The sequence below is a fragment of the Caulobacter sp. GW822-FHT01G02 genome (assembly GCF_058802865.1).
Genome location: NZ_JBXAON010000003.1, coordinates 138,916 through 153,432, shown reverse-complemented (window position 1 = coordinate 153,432; position 14,517 = coordinate 138,916). Strand labels below are relative to the sequence as shown.

Annotated in this window: 15 protein-coding genes and 1 pseudogene; 11 read left to right on the top strand and 5 right to left on the bottom strand. The window is 69.4% G+C overall.

Annotated features, from left to right (window positions below):
* The first annotated feature begins 141 nt into the window (after positions 1-141).
* A complete protein-coding gene (locus AC1RNC_RS09735) occupies positions 142-1,716 on the top strand; it encodes a Do family serine endopeptidase (protein WP_492885766.1) in 1,575 nt (524 codons plus the stop codon).
* Between the two features lie 8 nt (positions 1,717-1,724).
* Here the strand turns inward: AC1RNC_RS09735 and AC1RNC_RS09730 are convergent.
* Positions 1,725-1,816, bottom strand: a pseudogene (locus AC1RNC_RS09730) (hypothetical protein); the annotation flags it as partial.
* Positions 1,817-1,988: 172 nt separating this feature from the next.
* Here AC1RNC_RS09730 and uczR point away from each other — a divergent pair.
* Genes uczR through AC1RNC_RS09705 form a run of 5 tightly spaced genes read left to right on the top strand, consistent with a single transcriptional unit; the run spans position 1,989 to position 5,735 of the window.
* Positions 1,989-2,660 (top strand): two-component system response regulator UczR, encoded by a 672-nt coding sequence (gene uczR, locus AC1RNC_RS09725; protein WP_492885764.1) that lies wholly within the window; start codon positions 1,989-1,991, stop codon positions 2,658-2,660.
* A 32-nt stretch (positions 2,661-2,692) separates the two neighbouring features.
* On the top strand, positions 2,693-2,908 hold the full coding sequence (locus tag AC1RNC_RS09720) for a hypothetical protein (RefSeq protein ID WP_492885762.1): 216 nt from the start codon (positions 2,693-2,695) through the stop codon (positions 2,906-2,908).
* Between the two features lie 13 nt (positions 2,909-2,921).
* On the top strand, positions 2,922-3,224 hold the full coding sequence (locus AC1RNC_RS09715) for a type II toxin-antitoxin system RelE/ParE family toxin (protein ID WP_492839740.1): 303 nt from the start codon (positions 2,922-2,924) through the stop codon (positions 3,222-3,224).
* Between the two features lie 3 nt (positions 3,225-3,227).
* Positions 3,228-4,634, top strand: a complete 1,407-nt coding sequence (gene uczS, locus AC1RNC_RS09710) for a two-component system sensor histidine kinase UczS (protein ID WP_492885760.1) — start codon at positions 3,228-3,230, stop codon at positions 4,632-4,634.
* Positions 4,635-4,655: 21 nt separating this feature from the next.
* The gene (locus AC1RNC_RS09705) at positions 4,656-5,735 is read left to right on the top strand and encodes a threonine aldolase family protein (RefSeq protein ID WP_492885758.1); all 1,080 of its coding nucleotides are present in this window, start codon (positions 4,656-4,658) and stop codon (positions 5,733-5,735) included.
* Positions 5,736-5,775: 40 nt separating this feature from the next.
* Here AC1RNC_RS09705 and AC1RNC_RS09700 read toward each other — a convergent pair whose 3' ends face one another.
* A complete protein-coding gene (locus AC1RNC_RS09700) occupies positions 5,776-6,666 on the bottom strand; it encodes a M56 family metallopeptidase (RefSeq protein WP_492885756.1) in 891 nt (296 codons plus the stop codon).
* Between the two features lie 107 nt (positions 6,667-6,773).
* Here AC1RNC_RS09700 and AC1RNC_RS09695 point away from each other — a divergent pair, with 107 nt between their 5' ends.
* The 5 genes from AC1RNC_RS09695 to AC1RNC_RS09675 all read left to right on the top strand — a co-directional run bounded on the left by AC1RNC_RS09695 (position 6,774) and on the right by AC1RNC_RS09675 (position 12,065).
* The gene (locus tag AC1RNC_RS09695) at positions 6,774-9,668 is read left to right on the top strand and encodes a bifunctional [glutamine synthetase] adenylyltransferase/[glutamine synthetase]-adenylyl-L-tyrosine phosphorylase (RefSeq protein ID WP_492885754.1); all 2,895 of its coding nucleotides are present in this window, start codon (positions 6,774-6,776) and stop codon (positions 9,666-9,668) included.
* 232 nt (positions 9,669-9,900) lie between these two features.
* The gene (locus AC1RNC_RS09690; protein WP_492885752.1) at positions 9,901-10,347 is read left to right on the top strand and encodes an EF-hand domain-containing protein; all 447 of its coding nucleotides are present in this window, start codon (positions 9,901-9,903) and stop codon (positions 10,345-10,347) included.
* 26 nt (positions 10,348-10,373) lie between these two features.
* A complete protein-coding gene (locus tag AC1RNC_RS09685; protein ID WP_492885750.1) occupies positions 10,374-10,940 on the top strand; it encodes an RNA polymerase sigma factor in 567 nt (188 codons plus the stop codon).
* A 13-nt stretch (positions 10,941-10,953) separates the two neighbouring features.
* A complete protein-coding gene (locus AC1RNC_RS09680; protein ID WP_492885749.1) occupies positions 10,954-11,388 on the top strand; it encodes a hypothetical protein in 435 nt (144 codons plus the stop codon).
* Positions 11,385-12,065, top strand: coding sequence for a periplasmic heavy metal sensor (locus AC1RNC_RS09675; protein ID WP_492885748.1), 681 nt, complete (start codon positions 11,385-11,387; stop codon positions 12,063-12,065). Before AC1RNC_RS09680 ends, AC1RNC_RS09675 begins: the two co-directional genes overlap by 4 nt.
* A gap of 3 nt (positions 12,066-12,068) precedes the next feature.
* On the opposite strand, the gene AC1RNC_RS09670 is transcribed toward AC1RNC_RS09675, so the two are convergent.
* From AC1RNC_RS09670 to AC1RNC_RS09660, 3 genes are all read right to left on the bottom strand, one after another.
* On the bottom strand, positions 12,069-13,319 hold the full coding sequence (locus AC1RNC_RS09670) for a dipeptidase (RefSeq protein WP_492885747.1): 1,251 nt from the start codon (positions 13,317-13,319) through the stop codon (positions 12,069-12,071).
* Positions 13,320-13,438: 119 nt separating this feature from the next.
* A complete protein-coding gene (gene radC, locus AC1RNC_RS09665; RefSeq protein WP_492885745.1) occupies positions 13,439-14,185 on the bottom strand; it encodes a RadC family protein in 747 nt (248 codons plus the stop codon).
* 11 nt (positions 14,186-14,196) lie between these two features.
* Complete coding sequence (locus AC1RNC_RS09660; protein ID WP_492885743.1) at positions 14,197-14,463, bottom strand: hypothetical protein; 267 nt, start codon at positions 14,461-14,463, stop codon at positions 14,197-14,199.
* Positions 14,464-14,517 lie beyond the last annotated feature (54 nt).

The following is a 14,517-nucleotide window of genomic DNA, read 5'->3' as shown; positions in this document are numbered from 1 at the left end:
ATTGCGCCGAAATGGAGCCGCAAGAAGCGGGCTCCAATGACGCGAAGGTAATCCGAGAACCATTGCACCTTTCGCCGTCACGACTAGGTTCTCAGATCCAAAGGGACCGCGCGCGGGACGCGCGGGTGAGGAAAGCAGAGAATGACCGCTAGGAAGTCGGGTTTCGTTGTGGGCGCCATCGCTGGCGCGGGCGTGGCTTGCGCCGCTCTGGCCGGTGTGGGCATGCGCATGGGAACGGCGGCCGCCGAGGCCCCCGTGGCCCGTCCGGCCGTGGCCGGTTCGCCGTCGTTCGCGCCGCCGCCGGGCGCGCCTTTGTCGTTCGCCGACATCTTCGAGAAGGTTTCGCCCGCGGTCGTCCAGATCAACGTGACCTCCAAGGCCTCGCCGCAGGCGCTGCGCATTCCGGGTCTGGAAGGTTTCGACATCGTGCCGCGCGGCCAGAAGGGCAAGCCGGGCCAGGACGGTGAGGACGGCGACACGCCGACCACGCCGAAGCAGCAGTCGGCCGGTTCGGGCTTCTTCATCTCGGCCGACGGCTACATCGTCACCAACAACCACGTCGTGGCCGACGCCGACGACATCCAGGTGGTGATGAAGGACGGCCGCGAGCTGAAGGCCACCCTGGTCGGCCGCGACGAGGGCACGGACCTGGCGGTGGTCAAGGTCATCGACCCCAAGGCCAAGGGCGCGGACTTCCCGTACGTGAACTTCGAGAACCAGGCCAAGCCGCGCGTCGGCGACTGGGTCATCACCATCGGCAACCCGTTCGGCCTGGGCGGCACCGCCACGGCCGGCATCATCTCGGCCTATGGCCGCGACCTGGGCGACAACACCTCGTCGTTCGTCAACTACATCCAGATCGACGCGCCGATCAACCGGGGCAACTCGGGCGGTCCGTCGTTCGACATTTACGGTCGGGTGATCGGCGTCAACAGCGCCATCTACTCGCCGTCGGGCGGCTCGGTCGGCATCGGCTTCGCCATTCCGGCGGACATCGCCGAGGCCACCGCCAAGCAGCTGATCTCGGGCGGCAAGGTCGTTCGCGGCTATATCGGCGTCACCATCCAGGACTTCAGCGCCGAGTCGGCCGAGGCCCTGGGCCTGAAGGACGTGAAGGGCGCGATCGTCGCCGAGCTGGTCCCGGGCGGTCCCGCCGCCAAGGCTGGCCTGCTGCCGGACGACATCCTGACCGGCGTCAACGGCGTGACGATCACCAACCGCTCGGAACTGACCCGCGAAGTGGCCAAGGCCCGTCCGGGCGAGAGCATCAAGATGTCGATCATCCGTGACGGCAAGCCGCGCGTGGTCGACGTCAAGTCGGGCACCCGTCCGGCCGAGAACGCTCTTGGCCTGAACGACGACGACGACGACAAGGATGGCGGCGCCGCGCCCACCCCGGACAAGCCCGTCAGCCAGAAGGTTGACGCCCTGGGTCTGACGCTCGGCCCGATCGATCCGGCCTCGCGCCAGACCTACAAGATCGACAGCGAGATCAAGGGCCTGCTGATCACCGGCGTGAAGGGCGACAGCGACGCTGGCGAGAAGGGCCTGGCCAAGGGCGACGTCCTGTCGAACATCAACGGCATGGCGGTGAACAGCGTCGTCGACGTCAACAACGCCGTGGCCTCGGCCAAGAAGGCCGGCCGCAACAGCGTGCTGGTCAAGGTGATCCGCCAGAACCGCCCGGTCTTCGTGCCGCTGAAGATCGCGCCGTAAGGCTGGCGCTTGAAATCCTCGTCCTTCGACACGCTCAGGATGAGGATTTCACGGCGACCGCGGTAGTCCTCACCCTGAGCCCGTCGAAGGGCGAGGGCGGGCCAACGATCAGCCCCGCTTCGGATCTCCGGAGCGGGGCTTTTTCTGTCCAAGGTTTAAGTTACGGCGCTCGCCGAAACCGCTATTGCAAGAGCAACTATCGCGCGATGCGTGGAATCGGGGGAACGTCGATCGTTCCGCCATTCCGCCCGAGCGCATGAGGGGCTCTGACGATGCGTATTCTGATTATCGAGGACGACCTGGAGGCCGCCGCCGCCATGGCTCACGGCCTGACGGAGGCCGGCTACGACGTCCAGCACGCGCCCGACGGCGAGGCTGGCCTGGCCGAGGCTCAGAAGGGCGGCTACGACGTTCTGGTCGTCGACCGCATGATGCCCAAGCTTGATGGTGTCCAAGTCGTCGAGACCCTGCGCCGCGAGGGCGACCAGACGCCGGTGCTGTTCCTGTCGGCCCTGGGCGAGGTCAATGACCGCGTGGTGGGCCTGAAGGCGGGCGCCGACGACTACCTGGTCAAGCCGTACGCCTTCCCCGAGCTGATGGCCCGCGTCGAGGCCCTGTCGCGCCGCCGCGAGACCGGCGCCGTCGCCACGACCCTGAAGGTCGGCGAGCTGGAGATGAACCTGATCAACCGGACGGTTCATCGCCTGGGCAAGGAGATCGACCTGCAGCCGCGCGAATTCCAGCTGCTGGAGTTCATGATGCGTCACGCCGGCCAGTCGGTGACCCGCACCATGCTGCTGGAGAAGGTCTGGGAATACCACTTCGACCCGCAGACCAACGTCATCGACGTCCACATCTCGCGCCTGCGCAGCAAGATCGACAAGGGCTTCGACCGGGCCATGCTGCAGACCGTGCGCGGCGCCGGCTACCGGCTCGATCCGTAGGCGATGCGAGGGCGGCGTGGTAGGATCAGACCATGAACAAGCTGACTAAGCCTGTCACGCCGCCGCAAGATGCGTTCGAGACTTCGATGTCCGACGCTGGCGTGGACGCTTGGATCAACCGTAACCGCGAGGCGCTTACGGTTCTCATTGAGGAAGCCTGGGAAGAGATCGAGCGCGGAGAGTTCGACAATCGCGGTTTCGCCGAGATCATCGCCGAAGGAACCCTGAAGCTCCGCGACGAGCACTAGTCGAGGGGCTGGGGTGGGGCGTGTTCTGAGAGCGAAGGCCGTCAATGGCGACCTTATGGCTATCTTTCGCGAAATCTCTCGAAACAACGGCGCGGCGGTCGCAACGGAACAAGTGGACCGTATCGAAAGCGCGCTCGAACGCTTGGGCGATTTTCCGAACTTGGGTCGGGAGCAACCAGAATTGAGACAGGGCTTGAGGATTTGGTCTGCATCGCCCTGGTTGGTGCTCTACCGCCTCAAGGGCCCTGACGTCGCGATTCTGCGAGTGGTTGATGGCCGCCGAAACCTTCGCGCCATCTTGCGCGGAAAGTCCTAACTCATGCGTCTGCCGCGCCTTCTCCGCACCACGCCGTTCCGGCTGACACTGCTGTTCCTGGCCCTGTTCGCGGCGGCCGCCAGCGCCTTCCTGGGCTACATCTACGTGGCCACGGCGGGCGAGGTGAACCGCCGGGCCCAGGCCGAGATCAGCCGCGAGTTCGAGAGCCTGGAGGCGGCCTACCGCCAAGGCGGCGTCGACGCCCTGAACCAGACCATCGTCGAGCGGGCGACGGGCGAGAAGCCGTTCCTCTATTTCCTGGCCGACAAGACCGGCAAGCGCATCTCGGGCTCGATCGAGGAGTCGCCGGTCAGCGACTTCACCGGCGACGGCCCGCAGTGGGCCAGCTTCAAGGTGACCGAGACCGACCTCGACGGGGCCGAGGTCAAGGCGGCCGCGCGCGGGGTGCAGCAGCGGCTGGACCATGGCGAGATCCTGTTCGTCGGCGCCGATGTCGACGCCTCCGAAGCCTATGTCCGCAAGATCGTCCGGGCGCTGTGGGGCGCCGGGGCGCTGGTCATCCTGCTGGGCATGGCCGGGGGCATCCTGATCAGCCGCAATGTCAGCCGCTCGATGCAGGGGCTGGTGGACGTGGTCAACGACGTGCGGGCCGGCGACCTGCACGCCCGCGCCCGGGTGCGCGGCACGCGCGACGAGTATGACGAACTGGCCGAGGGCCTGAACGACATGCTCGACCGGATCGAACGCCTGATGGGCGGCCTGCGCCACGCCGGCGACGCCATCGCCCACGACCTGCGTTCGCCGCTCACCCGGCTGCGCGCCCGCATGGAGGTCGCCCTGATCGACGCCGAGAACGGCAAGGGCGATCCTGTGGCGGCGCTGGAGACCGCTCTGCAGGACGCCGACGGCGTGCTGAAGACGTTCAACGCCGTGCTGGCCATCGCCCGTCTGCAAGCCGCCGGCTCGGCCCCGGACCAGCGCATTTTCGACGCCTCGGAACTGGCCAGCGACATGGCCGAGCTCTACGCGTTCTCGTGCGAGGACAAGGGCCTGGACTTCAAGGCCGAGATCGTCCCGGCCCTGACCATCAAGGGCAACCGCGAGTTCCTGGCTCAGGCGCTGGCGAACCTGCTCGACAACGCCATCAAATATACGCCCGAGGGCGGGGCGATCATGCTGCGCGCGCGGCGCACCTCGTCCGGCGAACTGGAGTTCTCGGTCACCGACACGGGGCCGGGCGTGCCCGAGAGCGACCGCGCCCGCGTGGTCCAGCGCTTCGTGCGCCTGGAGAACAGCCGCAGCGAGCCCGGCGCGGGTCTGGGGCTGTCGCTGGTCCAGGCCGTCGCGGCCTCGCACGGCGGACGGCTGGAGCTGTCGGAGGGGCCGGGCGAGTACAACGGCACGGGCCCCGGCCTGCGGGTGGCTCTGGTGCTGCCGCGGGTGGAGTAGTTTTGGCTTGAGGAGGGCTTGATGGACCGTCGACAGTTTCTGGCTGGATCACTGCTCGGCGCCGTCGTCGCGCCGTCCGTGGCGCTGGCCCAGACGCAAGCGTCGCCCCCGCCGTTTCCGCCCGTCGACGCCAGGAGCGTCTGGCTGGTCGGCGACAGCGCCCCGCCCGATCCCGTGCGCACCGCCACCCGTCTGGCCGAACTGGAGGCTCGGTTCGCGGCGATGCTGGGCAAGGAGGACTGCGCCTTCCTGCCCACCGGCACGCTGGCCAATCACGTGGCCGTGCGCATTCTGGCCGGCGACGCCACGCGGGTCATCGTCCAGCACGAGAGCCACCTCTATCGCGACGAGAGCGACGCCACCCAGCTGCTCTCCGGCCTGAACCTGGTCAACCTGGCCCCCGGCCGCGCCGGGCCGACTCTGGACGAGATCAAGGCCGCCGTCGACGAGGCCGAGAACGGACCTTACCCCCTGAGGATCGGCGCGATCTCGCTGGAGAGCCCGGTCCGCCGCGTCCATGGGGAGCTGCTGGAGGTGTCGGCCCTGCGCGACATCGCCGCCTACGCCAGGTCCAAGAGTATCCGACTGCACCTGGACGGCGCGCGGCTGCTGCTGGCCCCGCCCAGCTATGACGTGGCCGGCGCGGCGGCGCTGTTCGATACCGTCTATGTCTCGCTCTACAGGTATCTGGACGCGCCGTTCGGGGCGGTGCTGGCCGGTTCCAAGGCCGACATCGCCAAGGCCCGCGCCCTGCGCCATCAGTTCGGCGGCGCGATCTATCAGGGCTGGGAGAGCGCGGTGCTGGCCCTGGCGGCGCTGGACGACTTCCAGGCCCGCCAGAAGGCCGCCTTCGCCACGGCCGACCAGGTGTTCGCCGCGCTGGACAAGGCCGGCGCGGCCAAGCCGAAGCCCGCGCCGAACGCCTCGAACATCCGCCAGTTGGTCGTGAAGCCCAGGGTCGCCGAGGGCCTGTTCGATCGGATGCGCGTGGCCGGCGTACGGCTGCCGAGGCCCGACAAGGACGGCGTGGTCGACTTCTGGATCAACGACACCATCAACCGCCGACCGGCCGACGACTATGTGAAGCTGTTCCTGGGCTAGGGGGCGGACCCGATCGCGCCCTTCGGACCTGGCCGATGGGTCAGCGGTCTGCCTTCACCCAGACGATCGCGCCGGTATAGGGATCGATCTGCGCGGCCATGCCGAGCCGCAAGTCGCCGGGGTTAGGCCCTCGCGGAGCCACGCTCCAGACGATGACCATGGCTGTGATCGCCAGGAACGTCATCGTGAGGAAACCGGCGATGTCCCGCGTCAGGCTGGGCTCCCGACGATTCAGCAGCGACACGCGCAGGATCAGCGGATGGGTGGCCCAGCCACAGGCCAGGGGCGAGACGGCCGCGTTCATCTGGACCTTCATCAGCGCCTTGGCGTAGTCGGCGCGGATGTCGGAGCGCAGGGCCACGACGGTAGCGTCGCAGGCCAGCTCCTGGTCGATGCGCACCAGGCCCGACGCCAGATAGATCATCGGGTTGCACCAGCCCAGCACGCCGATCACGGCGACGACCAGGTTGGCCATCGGATCGCCGCGATTGATGTGGGTGCGCTCGTGCAGCGTGATCATCTCGCGCTCGCGGGCGTCGAAGCGCTCGGCGAAGTCGGACGGCAGCACGATGCGCGGCCACAGGGCCCCGACGACCGCCGGGCCGACCTGGCCCTTGTCGACGCGGCGGTGGAACAGGCGCTCGCGGACAACCAGCACCGCCGTGGCGACCACGCAGCCGGCCAACCACAGCAGGACGAGCTTGCCGGCCCAGGCGCCCCACGGACGGGCCGGATCGCCGATCTCCATGGTTTCGGCCAGGCTGGGGAAGAAGGCGGCGGCCGCGGCGGCCGGCACGATGGCCCACAGGCCGTAGGCGCGGCGCGGTCCGAACAGCTGGCGCGCGGACGGGCGCAGCATCACGACCAGCAGCACGGCGGCGGCGGCGGCGATCTGGGCCCGGACCAGGGCGAGGGCGAAGAGCTCGATCATCGTCGGAGCGGTTCCTGCCGTTTCCTCGGGTTTAATGGTTACAACTGTAATTTCGAACGTCAAGGGCGAGTCTTGTTTGAAGGCCTGCGGCGGGTCACGGTGCCGGCATGACTCGCTTCCCCAACGCGCTCGGTGAACGCCTCGTCCCCTGCGGCCCGATCCTCGACGCCAAGGCCGCCGAGCGAGCCCATGAGATGATCGCCAAGCGAACTGGCGAGGCCATGGCCCGCGTCGACGCGGCCTGGGACGCTCTGGCGCCGGTGTTCGGCGCCTCGCCCTATCTGGCCAGCCTGGCCCGGCGCGACGGCAAGCGCCTGCCGATGATCCTGGACGGCGATCCGGCGGAGACCCTGGCCGCCACCCTGGCCGCCGCCGAAGCCGTCGCCGCCGAGCCGGACTTCGAGATCGCGCGGCGGGTTCTGCGCGAGCTGAAGGCCGACCTGCATCTGCTGACGGCCCTGTGCGACCTGGGCGGGGTCTGGGACCTGGACCAGGTGACCGGCGCCCTGACCCGCTTCGCCGACGCCACCTTGAAGGCCGCCCTGGCCCAGGCCATCCGTCAGGAGGTCGATCGCGGCGCCCTGACCCATGTCGGGGAAGGGGACGACGGTCCCGCGCCGGGCCTGTTCTGCATCGCCATGGGCAAGCACGGCGCGTTCGAGCTGAACTATTCCAGCGACATCGACTTCTCGATCTTCTACGCGCCTGAGAAGCTGCAGGTGGCCGAAGGCGTCGAGCCGCAGGCCGTGGCGGTGCGGATCGCCAACCACCTGGGCCGGGTGCTGCAGGAGCGGACCGCCGACGGCTATGTCTTCCGCATCGATCTGCGCCTGCGCCCTGATCCGTCCTCGACCCCGCCGGCCATCCCGGTCGACGCGGCCATGGACTACTACGAGAGCGTCGGCCAGAACTGGGAGCGCGCCGCGCACATCAAGGCCCGGATCGCGGCGGGCGACCTCAAGGAGGGCGCGGCGTTCCTGGAAGGCCTGCAGCCCTTCATCTGGCGGCGGAACCTGGACTTCGCGGCCATCGCCGACATCCACTCGATCAAGCGCCAGATCCACACCTACAAGGTCGACGACCGCCTGACCGCCAAGGGCGCGGACCTGAAGCTGGGGCGCGGCGGCATCCGCGAGATCGAGTTCTTCGTCCAGACCCAGCAGCTGATCCTGGGCGGCCGCCAGCCGGACCTGCGCGGGCCGCGCACCCTCGACGCGTTGCTGGCGCTGGCGACCGCCGGTCATGTGAGCCTGGAGGACGCCGGCTGGCTGTCCAAGGCCTATCAGGACCTGCGGGCCCTGGAGCACCGCGCCCAGATGATCGCCGACGACCAGACCCACAAGCTTCCGGAGTCGGACAACGACCGCAAGAAGGTCGCCGCCCTGTGGGGCCAGGACAACCTGCGCAGCTTCGACGCGGCGGTCGGCAAGATCCTCAAGGGCGTCAACCAGCGCTACGGCCGCCTGTTCGCGGGGGAGGAGGAGCTGTCCTCGCGGTTCGGCTCCCTCGTCTTCACCGGCGTCGAGGACGACCCCGAGACCCTGGCCACGCTCAAGCGCATGGGCTTTTCCAGCCCCGAGCGCGTCGCCGCCACCATTCGCGGCTGGCACCACGGCCACATCGCCGCCACCCGCACCGAGCGGGGCCGCGAGCTGTTCACCCGCCTGGCTCCGCGTCTGCTCGACGCGGCCAACGCCACCGGCGCGCCGGACCAGGCCTTCAACCGCTTCGCCGACTTCTTCGCGTCCTTGAGTTCGGGCGTGCAGATCCAGTCGCTGTTCCTGGCCCAGCCGCGCCTGTTCGAGCTGATCGTCGAGGTCATGGCCTTCGCCCCGCGCCTGGCCACGACCCTGGCCCGGCGACCCACGGCTCTGGACGCCCTGCTGGATCCGGCCTTCTTTGGCCCGATCGAGACCCCCGCTGTCGCGCCCTGGGATCCGGCCGATTTCGAGGGCGCGATGGACGCGGCGCGGCGGCTGTTCCGCGACCAGAGCTTCCGCATCGGCGTGCGGGTGATGAGCGGCAGCGCCGACGCCCGCGACATCGGTCGAGCCTTCGCCGAGCTGGGCGACCTGATCATCAGCGGCCTGGCCCCGGCGGCCCTGGCCGAGACCGAGCGCCTGGGCGGCGCCTTCCCCGGCCAGGTGGCGGTGGTGGCGCTGGGCAAGGCCGGCTCGCGCGAGATGACGGCCAAGTCCGACCTCGACCTGATGACGCTCTACGTCGCCGATGGGCCAGCGGCCCACTCCGCCACGAAGGAATGGAGCGCCGACACGTTCTACGCCCGCTTCACCCAACGGATGATCGCGGCCCTGTCGGCCCCCACCGGCGAGGGGACGCTGTATGCGGTCGACATGAAGTTGCGCCCGTCCGGCGCCAAGGGGCCGGTGGCGGTCAGCTTCGCGGCGTTCGAGGACTATTACGAGCGCGAGGCCGAGACCTGGGAGCTGCTGGCCCTGACCCGCGCCCGGGTGGTCTGGGCCAGCTCGCCGGACTTCAAGGCCCAGGCCGAGGGGGCGATCGAGGCGGCCCTGCGCCGGCCGCGCGACTGGAAGAAGACCGCCGCCGACGTCGTCGAGATGCGCGAGCTGATGGAGCGCGAGCGGCCGGGCAAGGGCGATTGGGATCTGAAGCTGGTCCCCGGCGGGCTGGTCGACATCGAGTTCGCCGCCCAGTTCCTGCAGCTGGCCCACGCGGCCAAGGGCGGCCCCCTGCGCCAGAATACCGGCGAGGCCCTGGCGGCCCTGCGCGAAGCCGGCCTCGCCGACGCCGGCGCCCTGACCCGGCTGGAGACCGCCTGGCGGCTGGAACAGGACCTCTCGCAGCTGATCAAGGTGGCCCTCGAGGACGGCGGCGACCCCGAAGCGGAGCCCAAGGCGTTCAAGGCGTTGATGGCCAAGGCCGGCCGTGTCGGCCAGTTCAAGTCGCTGAAACCCAAGCTGGCCAAGGCCAAGGCCGAGGCCCGGGCGGCCTATTCCGCGATCGTGAAGGCGCCGGGGTAGAGGCCGCCCAGCTTGTCATCCCGGCCGCACCCCGGCGAAGGCCGGGGGAAGAGCCGGGACCCAGGGGCAACCGCTCGGGACCTGGCCCCTGGGTCCCGGACAGCCTCCGCGAGGCTTCCGGGATGACAAGGATTTTCAGCGTCGATTTCTCGGATGAGGCGGCGACGGAATCGCCATCGTTACGCGTTTCACTCTTCGGGACGGTCCTTCCTCCATGGAGACCTTAAGACTGATGATCGTACGCACCCTGATCGCCGCCGGCGCCGTGCTGGCGCTGGGCGGACCCGCCTTGGCCCAGAACGCGGCTGCCCAAAACATGCCGGGGAAAGCCGCGCCCGCCGCCACCGACGGCATGACCCTGCAGCAGTTCCAGGCCAGGAACGGCGACAAGCTGTTCGCGCGGCTGGACACCAACAAGGATGGCAAGATCTCGCCCGACGAGTTCGCCGCCTTCCGCAAGCAGGACGCCGAGGTCGACGCCAAGGCGTCGGGCAAGGCCGGCAAGCGCGGCCAGCGCCTGTTCGCCCGCTTCGACACCGACAAGGATGGCGCCCTGTCGCGAACCGAGGCCGACGCTCTGTTGGCCTGGCGGTTCAAGCGGATGGACACCAACAATGACGGCGTCCTGACGCTGGAGGAATTGCAGGCCAAGCCCGGCAAGGCCAAGGTTGGGGTCTGATGGTGACGTGCGCGGCGGAGTGACGGTTGGCGTCCGACGGGAACGACCCCGACGAAGCCTTGCTGGCGGGGGTGGGCCGGGGCGACCCGTCCGCCGTTCGCACGCTGCTGGACCGACGCCTGCCGCGCATCCTGGCCCTGGCCAGGCGCATGCTGAACGACTCGGGCGAGGCCGAGGACGTCGCCCAGGAGACCTTCCTGCGCGCCTGGAAGCAGGCGCGGGCCTGGAAGCCGGGCGCGGCCAGGTTCGACACCTGGCTGCACCGGGTGGCGCTGAACCTCTGCTACGACCGGCTGCGGCGACGGCGCGAGATCGCGACGGACACGCCGCCGGAGCAGATCGACACCGGTCCGGCGCCGGATGCGGGCCTGATCGGCGCGGACCTGTCCAGGCGCGTCGAAGCGGCGCTGGCGGCCTTGCCGCCGCGTCAGCGCGAGGCGATCGTGCTCTGTCATCACCAGGGGCTGGGCAATATCGAGGCCGCCGGACTGATGGCGATCAGCGTCGAGGCGCTGGAGAGCTTGCTCTCCAGAGGTCGCCGGGCGCTGAAGGCTTCGCTGGCCGACCTGGCCGGTACGGGGGCGGGGGGATGAAGGACGCATGGTCATGATGACGCTCGAGAGGTTCGAGGCGCTGGCCGAGGCCTATGGTGGCGAGATCGCCCGCTGGCCGGAAGGCGAACGCGAAGCCGCGCGCGCCCTGCTGGCGGTGAACGCGGCGCGCCTGGCGCCGGTGCTGAGCGCCGCCGCGCAGATGGACCGCCTGTTGGACCTGGCGCCCGCCCAGAGCGCCGACGCCGCCTTGCTGGGCCGGCTGATCGCCGCGGCGCCGCAAGCGCCCGACACCGCTCGCCGTTGGATCGCCGGCTTGGGCGCGGCCCTGGGCCTGTCGGCCGCCGCCTTCGCGGGGATCGCCGTGGGCGTGGCCGTCGGTCGCCCCGAGGCCGCCGCGCCGACGATCGTGGCCGAGCAGCCGGTCATCACGGCCGTTGACACCTCCTCGGCCCTGCAGGACGCCATCGCGGAGCCCTCCGAACTATGACGTCGCGGCCCTGGATCATCGCGCTGGCCGCCTCGGCGGTGGTCAATGTGTTCCTGGTCGGCGGGCTGGCCGGCATGGGCTATGCGCGTCTGACGGCGCCGCCGGTCGCGCCGACCGTCGCGACCGCGCCGGCTCCGCGCATCGTCGCCCCGCCCAGCCCGCCGGCAGCCGCTCCGATCGCGCCGGCCGAGGCGCCGTCGAAGCCGCCCCGTCACGCGGCGACCAGGGAGCCGCCGGCCGCGCCGGTCGCTACCCCGTCCGCCTTGCCCGCGGTCGCCGCCGCGCCGTCCGTCGAGGGCCCGCCGCCGACGGCCCAGGCCCGGCCGCCGCTGATCTCGGCCGGCGACGTGCTCTCGCCCGACAGCCGGCGGGCGTTCCGCAAGGCGCTGGGCGAGGCCAACAAGAAGAACAGGCCCCTGACCCAGCAGGCCCGCGCCGAGCGGCAGGCGGCCCTGGCGGCCCTGGGCTCGCCCGGCTACGACGCCGCCGAGGTGGCCAGGCGGCTGGGCGCGGCGCGCGCGCTCGATCTCCAGGCGCGCGGCAATGTCGAGGCCGCCCTGGCCAGCTATGCCGCCACCCTGACCCCACCGGAGCGGGCCGTGCTGGCCGAGGGCCTGGCGCGGGTCTACACGCCCGCGGCGGCGCGAAGGGCGGCCTTCGAGGGGCCGCCCCGCTAGACCCTATTTCCCCGCCACGCTCTTGGCGTAGGCCTGCGCCCCGGCGATGAGCCGCAGCACATTGCCGCTCCAGATCGCCTGGATGTCGGCGTCGCTATAGCCTTCGGCCTTCAGGCGGGCGGTGATCTTGGGCAGGTCGGCCACGTCCTCCAGGCCCTCGACGCCGCCGCCGCCATCCCAGTCGGCGCCGATGCAGACGGCCTTGGGACCGGCGATCTTCAGGGTGTGCAGCATGCTGGCCATGAAGATCTCGAAATTGGCGCGCGGCGGGAACTTATACTGGGCCTTGAGCGCCGCCATCTTGACCATCCGGGCCTTGACCTGGGCCTCGGTGGCGTCGTCGTCCATCGGACCCAGGGCTTTCAGCGCGGCCATGAGTTCCGGGCTCGGTTGCTCCGAGGCCTTCAGATAGACCGAGTTGATGCAGACCGCGCCGCCGCTGTCGGCGATCTTCTTGATGCGACCGTCATCCAGGTTTCGCGGATGGTCGAAGATCGCCTTGGCGCCGGAGTGCGAGGCGATGATCGGGGCCTTCGACAGGGCCACCGACTGATCGACGATGTCGTCCGACGCGTGGCTGACATCCACCAGGATGCCCAGGCGGTTGGCCTCGGCCAGCCAGCGCAGGCCCAGCGGCGAATAGCCGTGCCAGATCTTGCCCTTGGGATCGGTCGAGCTGTCGGCGAACTGGTTGTTCAGGAAGTGGACCGGCCCGGCCATCCGCACGCCGGTGGCGTAGAAGGTCTGCAGCAAGGTCAGGTCCTCGCCGATCGGCCAGGAGTTCTCGATGCTCTGGAAGACGAAGACCTTGCCGGCCTTGTTGATCCGCGCGGCGTCCTCGGCGGTATAGGCGAGTTCGAACTGGTCGGGATGGGCGGCGACCATCTCGCGGATCTCGGTCGCGCGGTTCAGGGCGAAGTCGCGGGCCTTGCGATAGCCCTCGGCCGTCAGTTCGCCCTGGCCGGTGTAGATGACGAAGAACCCGCCATCCAGGCCGCCGGCCTTCATGCGAGGAAGGTCGACCTGGGTGCCGTCCTCGGTGACGGCGTGACGGTCGATCATCGACCAGCCCTGACGCGCGAAGTGTTCGGGCGTGTCCAGGTGGGTGTCCAGGGTCAGGAAGCCGTCGTGCAGCGTCTTGATCGCCTTGGGGATCTCACCGGGCTTCTCCGGGGCCTTCTTGGCGTCGGCGGCGTGCGCGACGCCGGTCAGCAGGGCGGCCGAGCCGAGAAGAACGGTGAGCAGGCGACGCATGCGAAGACTCCGGAGCAACTTCAGGGGCGTAAACAGGAGCCGTGACGCTCACGGTTTCGGCGGAGGGCGTCAAGCCGAGCTTGCATGTCCTGTCCGGAAATTAATGTCCTGATCCGGATCTACATCAATCCCAGCGCCTTGAAGCTGGCCACGCCTTCACGGCCGACCACCAGATGGTCGTGGACGGCGATCTTCAGGGCCTTGCCGGCCTCGACGATCTGCTTGGTCATGTCGATGTCTGGCCGCGACGGCGTCGGGTCGCCGGACGGGTGGTTATGCAGGATGATGATGTTGCTGGACGACAGCTCCAGCGCCCGGCGCATGACCTCGCGCGGATAGACGGGCGCGTGGTCGACCGTGCCCCGGTTCATCACCTCGTCGGCGATCAACTGGTTCTTCTTGTCCAGGAACAGCACGCGGAACTGCTCGCGCGACTCGTTGGCCAGGGCGACGCGGACATAGCCGAGCAGGGCGCTCCAGGAGCTGATCACCGGGCGCTTGACGATCTTGTCCCGCCCGGCTCGCAGCGTGGCCTCGTGCAGCAGCTTGAGATCCATGGCCGCCGTCTCGCCGACGCCCGGCACGGTGGCCAGCTCCTCGATCGTGGCGCCCAAAACGCCGCCCAGCGAGCCGAATCGGGCCAGCAGGCTTTTGGCCAGCGGTTTGACGTCGCCGCGCGGATAGGTGCGGAAGAGATAGAGCTCCAAGAGCTCGTAGTCGGGCAGGGCGACGAAGCCGCCCGCCTTGGCCCGCTGGCGCAGCCGCTCGCGATGGCCGGCGTGATGGGCGTGGGCGGACTTGCGCGCCGGCTTCTCCGGCGCGACCGGCTCAGGATCCGAGATGCTGAGCGACACCGCCTGGACCATGCGCTCGCCGCTTAGCTGTCGAGAACCAGGGCGGGCTGACGATGCGCCTGCCGTTCTTCCGCGAGGCGACGCAGCCGGCGATCCTCCGCGAAGGGGATGATGATCGCCACGACCAGGGCGGGCACGGCGAGCGCCGCGTACCACAGGAAGTCCGACACCGAGATAACGCCGTCATGCAGCCGGAAGGCCCGCAGGACCAGCCAGGAACCGACCATGAAGGGCGTGTAGCCCCAGCACATGAAGCGCTGAAATCGTCTGCGTTTCTCAAGCTCGGTCATGGACTGAGCTTTGCGAACTTCGCAAAGATTGTCTATCGCAATAATGCGCCTATA

What these genes read in the sequence shown, in the direction of transcription:
- AC1RNC_RS09720 (WP_492885762.1), top strand. Translation starts at nt 2,693, where the DNA reads ATGAACAAGCTGACTAAGCCTGTCACGCCGCCGCAAGATGCGTTCGAG.
- AC1RNC_RS09660 (WP_492885743.1), bottom strand. Translation starts at nt 14,463, where the DNA reads ATGACCGAGCTTGAGAAACGCAGACGATTTCAGCGCTTCATGTGCTGG.
- AC1RNC_RS09705 (WP_492885758.1), top strand. Translation starts at nt 4,656, where the DNA reads ATGGACCGTCGACAGTTTCTGGCTGGATCACTGCTCGGCGCCGTCGTC.
- radC (WP_492885745.1), bottom strand. Translation starts at nt 14,185, where the DNA reads ATGGTCCAGGCGGTGTCGCTCAGCATCTCGGATCCTGAGCCGGTCGCG.
- AC1RNC_RS09670 (WP_492885747.1), bottom strand. Translation starts at nt 13,319, where the DNA reads ATGCGTCGCCTGCTCACCGTTCTTCTCGGCTCGGCCGCCCTGCTGACC.
- AC1RNC_RS09700 (WP_492885756.1), bottom strand. Translation starts at nt 6,666, where the DNA reads ATGATCGAGCTCTTCGCCCTCGCCCTGGTCCGGGCCCAGATCGCCGCC.
- AC1RNC_RS09690 (WP_492885752.1), top strand. Translation starts at nt 9,901, where the DNA reads ATGATCGTACGCACCCTGATCGCCGCCGGCGCCGTGCTGGCGCTGGGC.
- uczR (WP_492885764.1), top strand. Translation starts at nt 1,989, where the DNA reads ATGCGTATTCTGATTATCGAGGACGACCTGGAGGCCGCCGCCGCCATG.
- AC1RNC_RS09680 (WP_492885749.1), top strand. Translation starts at nt 10,954, where the DNA reads ATGATGACGCTCGAGAGGTTCGAGGCGCTGGCCGAGGCCTATGGTGGC.
- AC1RNC_RS09675 (WP_492885748.1), top strand. Translation starts at nt 11,385, where the DNA reads ATGACGTCGCGGCCCTGGATCATCGCGCTGGCCGCCTCGGCGGTGGTC.
- AC1RNC_RS09735 (WP_492885766.1), top strand. Translation starts at nt 142, where the DNA reads ATGACCGCTAGGAAGTCGGGTTTCGTTGTGGGCGCCATCGCTGGCGCG.
- uczS (WP_492885760.1), top strand. Translation starts at nt 3,228, where the DNA reads ATGCGTCTGCCGCGCCTTCTCCGCACCACGCCGTTCCGGCTGACACTG.
- AC1RNC_RS09695 (WP_492885754.1), top strand. Translation starts at nt 6,774, where the DNA reads ATGACTCGCTTCCCCAACGCGCTCGGTGAACGCCTCGTCCCCTGCGGC.